Here is an 8,496-nt window from a genome sequence, read left to right on the forward strand (position 1 = left end):
TTGATGTGTGCCCACCTCTTTTTAAATTTCATCATTAGATAACACCTACTACTTCACCACTGGAGGACCGATCGTGTACACACATAAAATGACCCTGCAAAATTTAACTGCGAATGAATTTTAAACTGTTTTTGCCAGCATTCCATTTAACAAGCGTGCAATAGAACTGCTTAAGCATAGTCCTTAAAGATCTTGATTCTTTTTTCTGTTCTTCGAAAAAAAGAATCAAGATCTTAAGCGGCCTGATATCAATAGGGGATCATTTTTACTTTTTTTAAGAGAGATGTCTGTAATGAAAAACCAATTGAAGGAACTACCCATTGAAATTCGAAATCTTGAAATGATTGGTATCATTGAATGTTCGGATAATGAATTGGACTCTGTCCCACCCTTAAGGATTTAAGAGTACTTAACTTAAGAAATAACCCGATTAACAAAACTCTAAATCGATAGGTTTGTGAACCATTTTATGAGCTTCAACACCATTTTAATTCGTAAATGCTGACCATAAAACAAGGTTTGTGTTGGCTATAATTCATAGAGTTTAAACCATCGTACTTAAAAAATGATGCTAAACCATTAGAACTTAATTTAATAACTTTAAAGAGTCATTTTGACAATAGATTCAAGGCTGCGATAAGTATAGAGTAGATAAACTCTATTAATAGATGAGCATTAGAATTAGTTTCCCAGGATCGCGTTCTTTAATCTAAACGTACTTTTTTTGTACTAAAATAAAAGGTAACCAATCTATTTGGGACGTTGAATATGGAACAGAAAGAAGAATTTATTGAACCTCAGGATGAAGAAGAAATAAATTATGCGCTTATTAATGCGGCCATGAAAGGCAATGCAACATTGTTTGAGGAGTTTTTAGCAAAAAACCGGGGGAAAATTGATCCGAAATACAATGAATCCATAATGGGAGCAGCACTAGAAGGAGGAAATTTAAGTATTCTACAGAGCTGGTTTGAGCATACACCAAACCCTTTACAAACTAACACTTATGGTTTAAATGCATTACAGATAGCTATTAAACTAAGTAATGGGAATCTGGATATTGTCCGCTTTATAATTAATGCTCCTCTTTGTCCTATTAAAGAAATGGTCAATGCGCACGATGTATTTGGAAGAACAGCCCTTGACATGGACCAGTCACTGGATAATCCCGCACTTCTTTCCCTTTTAAAAGCAATTCCTGGTGCCCCCTCTGAAAGTCGTAGATTTATCAATATATCCCAGAACAGATTTCTGCCGATTCTGGATGCATTTTCAAGAAACAATAATCCTCAAGGAGAAGAAAATAAATATCTTAGTATGCGAGGAATGTGCACGGGTTTAGGATTTTTATTTTTACTTTATTGCACACAGGGTAGAAAAGATGAATTTTTTGATATTTTGCGAACCGTTGTCAATCAGGATGCTCCTCTCAGCAAGCGATTAGCAGAAAAATATAAAAATTCAACTGAAGTTATAGAGCAATTTTTAAATGATATAGCTTGGTTTAAGCATGATAATCTTGGTCCAATATCTGGAACCCGCATGAGAGATCGGCAGAAGTTGTTTGATATAGTCAAAAGTAATTCTAATGAATCAATCATATTACCACTAGGTCCAGCGTTAGAGGATTATACGGTACCACAATTAAAAAAATTTACAAAAAACCAATTAAGCGAATGGTTAGAGTTTAACAAAACAATCCCGAACATTATGGTTGAATTCCTCGATAATGAAAAGAGTCACGAAACCGCATTAATGTTGACTGCGCAAAACACCTGGCTTTTTTATGATAGCAATTTACCTTATGAATTAGTGGAATTTGCTACAACTGAAGATTTTGTTGAATTTTATTCTAAAGTAAGAGGATCAGAAAACTTTAATTTCGCATATCTTTCCAGCTATGATAAAACAATAGACTTAAGCCCATCAAATATTCCTGATTTTAAACCACCAGAATATCATTTTTCAGAATTATTTTCTCCTCTCCATTACGCGGTTATGTATAACAACATAGAAGAAACAAAAAAAATTTACTCTGAAAATCCTGCCGCCATTGACAAAAAAGACATCTATGGATTTACTCCAATTGAACGCGCACTTTCAAGAAAAAACTACTCAGCTTTTAGTTTTTTGCTGGAATGCAAATTGGCTGAAGAACCAAAATACTTAACAGAGAAAAAATTTATTGAAACGGAGTGGCAAGGCGAGATTCAGGAACAACCATTATTATTTAAAACCGCAGATACGCGAGATATCGAAGCCTTAAGAATACTAGCGGATTATTATTCTTCCTTTGAGGATTGTACTTATGAAAGCATGAACATCATGCAATATATTGAACAGTCAAAAATGCCCATAACAGCGCAAAAAGAATTAATTGCTATACTCACCAAAGAGAAACCTGCTAATAGTAGTTTTGATTCGATTAAATCACGATTTAAGATCACAGTTATTCAACCCGATGAAAGAGCAAATAATATAATGGCAATAAGCTGTTTATTAAATGATAAAATGTTCGACACGAACGATGGAAACCCGCATAAAATAATAAAAGAATTAAAAGATATTCTTGCAACGCTAAATCCTGCAAATGAGTCAGAAGTTGCAATTACTATTATGAAAATAAAAGATATTATTTTAGCGCAAGATTCCAACTACGATGATAATATTGCTTTTGTACTTAAGGCTTTTACAAATCCGGGGAATAAAACTTTTAAGCAGATTCGTGAGTCCTTGTCAGAAAATCCTGCAATGCGTGAGATTATGGATACGTCAAAAAAAAATTGTTTGCCCTGATCCAGGATCTAATTTATTGAAATATTTTGGATGCAAACAACCGTCCCTACAAAAAGCAAAAAATTCAAATTTTTATTTTGAAGCAAGTCAATATATGCCGATGATGTTATTTCTATTACGACTCCATCTTCAATTTGCATTATGTTTAAACAAATTATTTAAACACCGACCTTTCTAAAAGTCTGGTTGATTGGTTTGTGTTGTTGCTGCGTAAATAATATTAAATTTGGAAACCGATGCTCCTGCAAGAAATTTAATTTCGAACATTTATTTGTAAGCGGTTAACCAGGTTCACAGATCATCTAGGGTTAGGGAAATGAACTCATCAGTTGAGAATAATGCACCCATTGTTTTGAAGTTCCTCAAGCCAAAAAGGTTGATTTAAATATTTATTGCACCTTAGGTCTAATTTTTCTAATTTATGGAGTTTCAGCAGGCTTTTAGGAATTTCTGTTACGTTATTATTCCTCAAATCCAAATAAAGAAGTTCAGACAAATCGCCGATCTCTTCAGCAAGTAACTTTAATTTATTATTACGCAGATTCAAGATCTTAAGCGATTTTATAGCCCATAAATCATCAGGTAAATTTTTTAACTGATGATTATAAAGATTGATTCCTTTTAAGTTGCCTAAGTCTCTTAACAATCCATCAGCAATGAATTTTAAATTATTATTATCCAAATTAAGAGTACCATTGAATATTTTATTTTTTAGCATAGGACGTTGTTTTATCTGCATTAAGAATTTGGATAGTGAATAATATCATGGTAGGGCACAATATTTGCGATAAGACACTGATAATTCTCTTAAATCTGATAACTGAAATTCCTGGATCTTTTGCCCCCATCACCCAGTATTAGCAAGAGAATTTACCTTCAACTTATTCTGGTTGCATTGGGAGATGGGTATGTTAATTAATCAAGTTTGGGTCTTGTTACTGGCTCGGATTTAGGTGTAGCCTCACCATATATATAAGAGTTCAATAATATTAATGTACTTTGAGTTATAGCTAATGCTACTCCTGCCATTTTTATAACTCCCATTAACGGGTTAGGCTCATCAGTATTTGTGTATATTTCCGCTGCTTTAAAAGAGAGAAGCAAAAATCCCGTAACAAATTGTGCTCCTCCCATTAATTGACCCATATAAGAATAAGCAGAATCCTCACCTTTTTTCCTATAATATCGATTGCCAAAAAAACCAATTCCGCCAACAACCAATCCCCCCACCCCGGTGACCACATCGTTGTTAATCATTTGATCCGCTTTACTGAGTGCATAGAGGATTGCCGGGCCTTTAGTAGCGATTTGCAAGTTAAATTTAGCAGCACTCTCATATACATCTGCACCTAATTTAGACTCATCTACATTGGAAATTTTTTCTCGTTTTTCTTCAGTCATAACCACTCCCTGTAATTTAAAAAGCTGTATTTTTTAGCCTGAATGAGCCTTAGAGGTCAAGTATTAATGCTTTTAAAAAACGAGTTAGATCCTTAATGTCAAAAATATACAATTTTTTTTCTATGAAAATGGAGAGGATAGTTCGGTAGCTACTGTTTTTTTATTCACAAATCAATTATGAGATGTACGTGAACGTTTTATATAGATCTAAAGGGAAGGATCTTATCTCTACTTTATTATTTTTAATTAATCCTTTTTACATCACATGATTGCTTGTAATGCCGGTATAAAGGGTTCCATATTTTTTATATGGATAACATGTAAACATCATATTACTTTTCTTAAATTTTACATCCTATTTGATTGCTAAAAAGATCTTGCTTATTGGAGCAAGATTATAGGTTTTGATTGACCATTTCTCTGGACAAAAATCTTTGGTTTTTATAACCCCCCGTGACCTATAACAACAAAAATCATTGATATATTATCGCTTTCAGATTTAATCACGCTTCGGCCACAGAGAATTTATTTATTACAAAAATAATTTTTATAACAAATATTTTGACTCTTCGAAGAGGTTGTGAGAGATTAGACGTGTAATTTGATTCAATCAGATCTACAATAATTTTACTCCGCGCTACTTACACACTTTAAATGACACCGCCCGTTTATACTTTTCAATCCAGATTTGTTTTCTATCCGGAGTTTTTAGAAACAAGGAGTATAATGTATCAATTAAATCGTTATTCGACAGCTCTTATTTTTGTGTATCTTTCAGCTGTTTTCATTATGGTATATGGTTCACCAATCAATTGGAGTGAAGGGCTAACCATGACTTTACCTCTTATTACAGTTGTAATATTCTGGTCTGAGATATTGACTAGTCGATTAAACTTAAAAAAATCAGTATCAACCTTAGATAGCTTTCACAGAGATTTATTCATTATTAACTATGCTACTTTATTTGCATTTATAGCTTCCTTATTAATTGAACACAACAACCCGGATGCAAAAGGATGGTGGCCTCTTCTAATCATAGTCGCTGAATTATATGGGATAGTTTTGGGATCTGTCTTTGCATTATTGTTAGATAGAAAACATTTTAAATATACCCTGATATTTGCGGTTGTTTTATCAATTACTTTTAGTACCCTAAAATTAATGCCCCCTTATATTCATATTTTAATATTAGGAGAGACTAGGATTTTCCCTTTGTGCGCTTTTTTACTAATAAGTGCGCATGTTATGGGCTGTATAGCTTGGCGACTTTCAAAATATAATCTATTTAAAAAATAATATATGAGGCCCTGAGCTGGATATGCTATTGCATACTCCCTTACTGATAGTTCAATCGCTTCATCTACTCGATTCTTTATATTAGGTTTTCTTCGGTTCTGGTCGAATAAAGCATCAACTCCTCCCGATTCTACTGCCGACTTGTAGCGATAAAAAGTATCTCTGGATAAGCCCATTACTTTACAGGCCTTAGATACATTCCCTAATTCTTAAGCAAGGTTTAATAAGCCAACTTTATGTTTAATAATTTTAACTGTATTATCTATCATGAGAGTTTTCCTTTTGGTTTTGTTTAAAGTTCGCACTTCTATCAAAACCGGAAACTCTCACCTTTTCAAGTAGTGGTGTCAGATTAAGCCGAAACTAATTCAAATAAATAAATTCATTTTGAATAAGCACTACGAAGGTACTCTAATAGTAACGAAATCCCCCAATTTGTTCCTTGTTCAATGTCAAAATTATAGTGTCTCAAGAACACATGTTTTACGCTTAATTCATCATTGGCACATGACATATCAGGTCATAGCATTCCAATGTCAATGAGCATGATAGGATTAATTGTTACAGGTGTTTGAGCTATTTGGATGTTTGTGACAGCGGTTATTTTATAGGTTTGCTTTTGATGCTCTTTTAATCTTTAAGTATTTTGTTTCACTAAGGATGCTATTGTCAGGCATCAAAAAATCTCTAACCTTGGTACCCAAAACATCCCGGATTAGTATATTTGCATCTAGTACCAGAACACGCTCTATCATTAATCTTTCTCTTCACACAAACGACAAAATTACGAGATTAATTCATCTTCCTCAATGCTTTGAGTAATTAATATGGTTTCCAACTTTTTCGCAGCTTGTTTTAAAAGTTCTAATTCAGATTTTCCGCATGATGGCGTGTTGGAATATAGTAACCAATCGATTCTCCGTGACGAGTTGACATTTCCGCTAGAAACCTCACCATGGCTACATTCCGCTGCATGTCCACTGAATCCATGGACCCTGCGGACATGCAGCAGAACGTAACCATTAGGCGAATTGTCAATGGACTTTAATGTTTTAATTGCGTTTCAGATTTCCAAAAAGCATCTTCTTCGGGTTGGTTTGCTGAAAAAAGATAGACCTCGACAATTTGACCATTATTAATTTTCATCAAGTCAACTCCGTCCATAGACAGTCTGCTGCCATTGGATTTATGGGCGGAGAAATGAAGGGTAGCGGCTACTAAGAGGTTATTAGCCATGATATTTTTTACTTCATCGATTTTGAAAGTATTTTCACTGATTTTCATAAATTGACCAAATAGTGAAAATACTTCCTGCTTACCGTAATAAGTTTTTGACAAAGAACCATTTCCAGGTTGATGCCAAATGATATTTTCAGAAAGCAGGCTATCGAGCAAGGCCATGTCACCTGTGGCTAGAGCTTCAAAATATTTTTGTACTATTTGAATTTCGCTTTCAGACTGCGTTGCCTTCGGAATATGGTAAGCATGGGCAGTCACGCTCTGAAAGATCATTGCAAAACAAAGAGTTATATTTCTTGACCAGTTACTTGTTTGTTTTCGTATCATTCTATTTTCTCCTCACGGTTTGTTGTTTCACCTACGCAGTTTATGAGCATGGAGAAAGAAATGATTCTAAAAACTCGCCATTAATTTTCAGTTTTTAGCCATATTGAGATATTCAGAAGGCAATTGCCCGGTATGAGTACGAAAGGTTGCAATGAATTGACCTAAGGAATTATAGCCTACCTTAAAGGCTACCTGAGTAACGGAGTTTCCAGATAGGCGTAGGAGTTCCTTTGCTTTTGTTATTCGATAATGAATCAGCCACTGCTTGGGTTGTAGTCCCGTTTCAATCGCTGCCAATCGATTAAGACTACGACTACTCAATCCGGAATGACGTGCCACATCATTCATATTAATATTTTCTGCTAAGTGCTCCCGCATGTAATTTAAGGCTATTTTTAAACGTGGATCGCTCGCTTTTGCTTCTAAATGCTCCACTGATTGTATGTAATTGGAGGAGGTCTGCATAAATATTTCCTGCAAAGTTTCACAAAATACCTGAATTAACGATTGCGCATTGTTTGTTTTCGGGTGGAGTAATAAATAAAAGAGTAGTTCCTTTATCAAATGATCTACTGGAAGAATTGAGGGTACTGAAGAAGAAAAGCTTGCTTGGTATTTGTTAGAATCAATCAAAGCAATTAGCCGCTCACCTCTTTGAGTAGTGGAAGAAAAAGAATGCGTCAGATTTGGTGGCAGGTATAACATTTTACTCACACCCAATTGCAGGGCTTTCCCCTCCAAAATAATGCTGATTTCTCCTTGCAAAGGGATAAATAAAAGTGCTTCTTGTAAAGTGATTTGCTGAACCTGCTTCCCAGGAAGATTTTGATGAATCAGATATAGACCATCAAAACTTACCGAGATGTCTTTGCCCTTTTTCATGAATGTCCTCGGTAAACAGATATTGTATTGCTTACAGTCTGGAATTATAGTGGTATGCACCAATTATTTTCAAATTCAATATTTCTATTATGTCTTCAGGGGTTTGTCAGGTTTTTTTCTTCATTCTTATGTTTTCTATCGCATTAGCAAAATCTCCTTCTGAAAATATCAGCCCTTTGCGTGGTTAATGAGGCGTGTTATCGTTTGAGCTAGATAAGGTACCGGCCTGTTGTAAAAGATGCGCTATTTTTGATCATGCAATGTGATATAACTGAAAACAACAGAAAATTAACAAGTCTTTTAATATTAATCACTACAGCAGCTATGTAGGCCTGGATCTGCATATTATCAAGACCACGATACTTCGCTTTTGAAAGGCAATGATAGTTTTTTAATTCATTCATAACACCTTCAATTTTCCATAAACGTTCTCGAAATTTTTCTTTAAATTCCTCAGTTTCCATTTTAATTTTCACTTTTTGAAATAAATCGGCATGAATATGCCGTGCCATAACTCGAATGTCTCTATTCTTCATTTGAGGCACTTGGCAAATT

7 protein-coding genes and 1 pseudogene are annotated in these 8,496 nt (G+C 34.4%); 2 read left to right on the top strand and 6 right to left on the bottom strand.

The genetic code is table 11. The features are described 5' to 3' along the window. Positions 1–768 precede the first annotated feature (768 nt). A complete protein-coding gene (locus EKG34_RS08130; protein ID WP_003633618.1) occupies positions 769–2,796 on the top strand; it encodes an ankyrin repeat domain-containing protein in 2,028 nt (675 codons plus the stop codon). Between the two features lie 325 nt (positions 2,797–3,121). Here the strand turns inward: EKG34_RS08130 and EKG34_RS08135 are convergent, their stop codons facing one another. Together EKG34_RS08135 and EKG34_RS08140 are read right to left on the bottom strand one after the other, a co-directional pair. Then, entirely contained in the window at positions 3,122–3,514 is a 393-nt protein-coding gene (locus tag EKG34_RS08135; protein ID WP_223800088.1) for a hypothetical protein, read from the bottom strand. Positions 3,515–3,711: 197 nt separating this feature from the next. Next, positions 3,712–4,197 carry a hypothetical protein gene (locus EKG34_RS08140; RefSeq protein ID WP_003633624.1) on the bottom strand — a complete coding sequence of 162 codons (486 nt, stop codon included), beginning with the start codon at positions 4,195–4,197 and terminating at the stop codon, positions 3,712–3,714. A 726-nt stretch (positions 4,198–4,923) separates the two neighbouring features. Between EKG34_RS08140 and EKG34_RS18205 the strand changes: the two genes are divergently transcribed. Next, positions 4,924–5,493, top strand: coding sequence for a hypothetical protein (locus EKG34_RS18205; RefSeq protein WP_003633626.1), 570 nt, complete (start codon positions 4,924–4,926; stop codon positions 5,491–5,493). An 8-nt stretch (positions 5,494–5,501) separates the two neighbouring features. On the opposite strand, the pseudogene EKG34_RS08145 reads toward EKG34_RS18205, so the two are convergent. The 4 genes and pseudogenes from EKG34_RS08145 to EKG34_RS08160 form a co-directional block, all read right to left on the bottom strand. Continuing rightward, positions 5,502–5,762 (bottom strand): annotated as a pseudogene (locus EKG34_RS08145) (helix-turn-helix domain-containing protein); the annotation flags it as partial. Between the two features lie 775 nt (positions 5,763–6,537). Next, positions 6,538–7,059 (bottom strand): nuclear transport factor 2 family protein, encoded by a 522-nt coding sequence (locus tag EKG34_RS08150; RefSeq protein WP_003633634.1) that lies wholly within the window; start codon positions 7,057–7,059, stop codon positions 6,538–6,540. Positions 7,060–7,146: 87 nt separating this feature from the next. Further along, complete coding sequence (locus EKG34_RS08155) at positions 7,147–7,941, bottom strand: helix-turn-helix domain-containing protein (RefSeq protein ID WP_003633636.1); 795 nt, start codon at positions 7,939–7,941, stop codon at positions 7,147–7,149. 209 nt (positions 7,942–8,150) lie between these two features. Next, positions 8,151–8,496, bottom strand: a 346-nt coding sequence (locus EKG34_RS08160; RefSeq protein WP_207222377.1) for a transposase, incomplete at its 5' end; no start/stop codon positions are given.

Source organism: Legionella longbeachae, assembly GCF_004283175.1.
GTDB lineage: Bacteria > Pseudomonadota > Gammaproteobacteria > Legionellales > Legionellaceae > Legionella > Legionella longbeachae.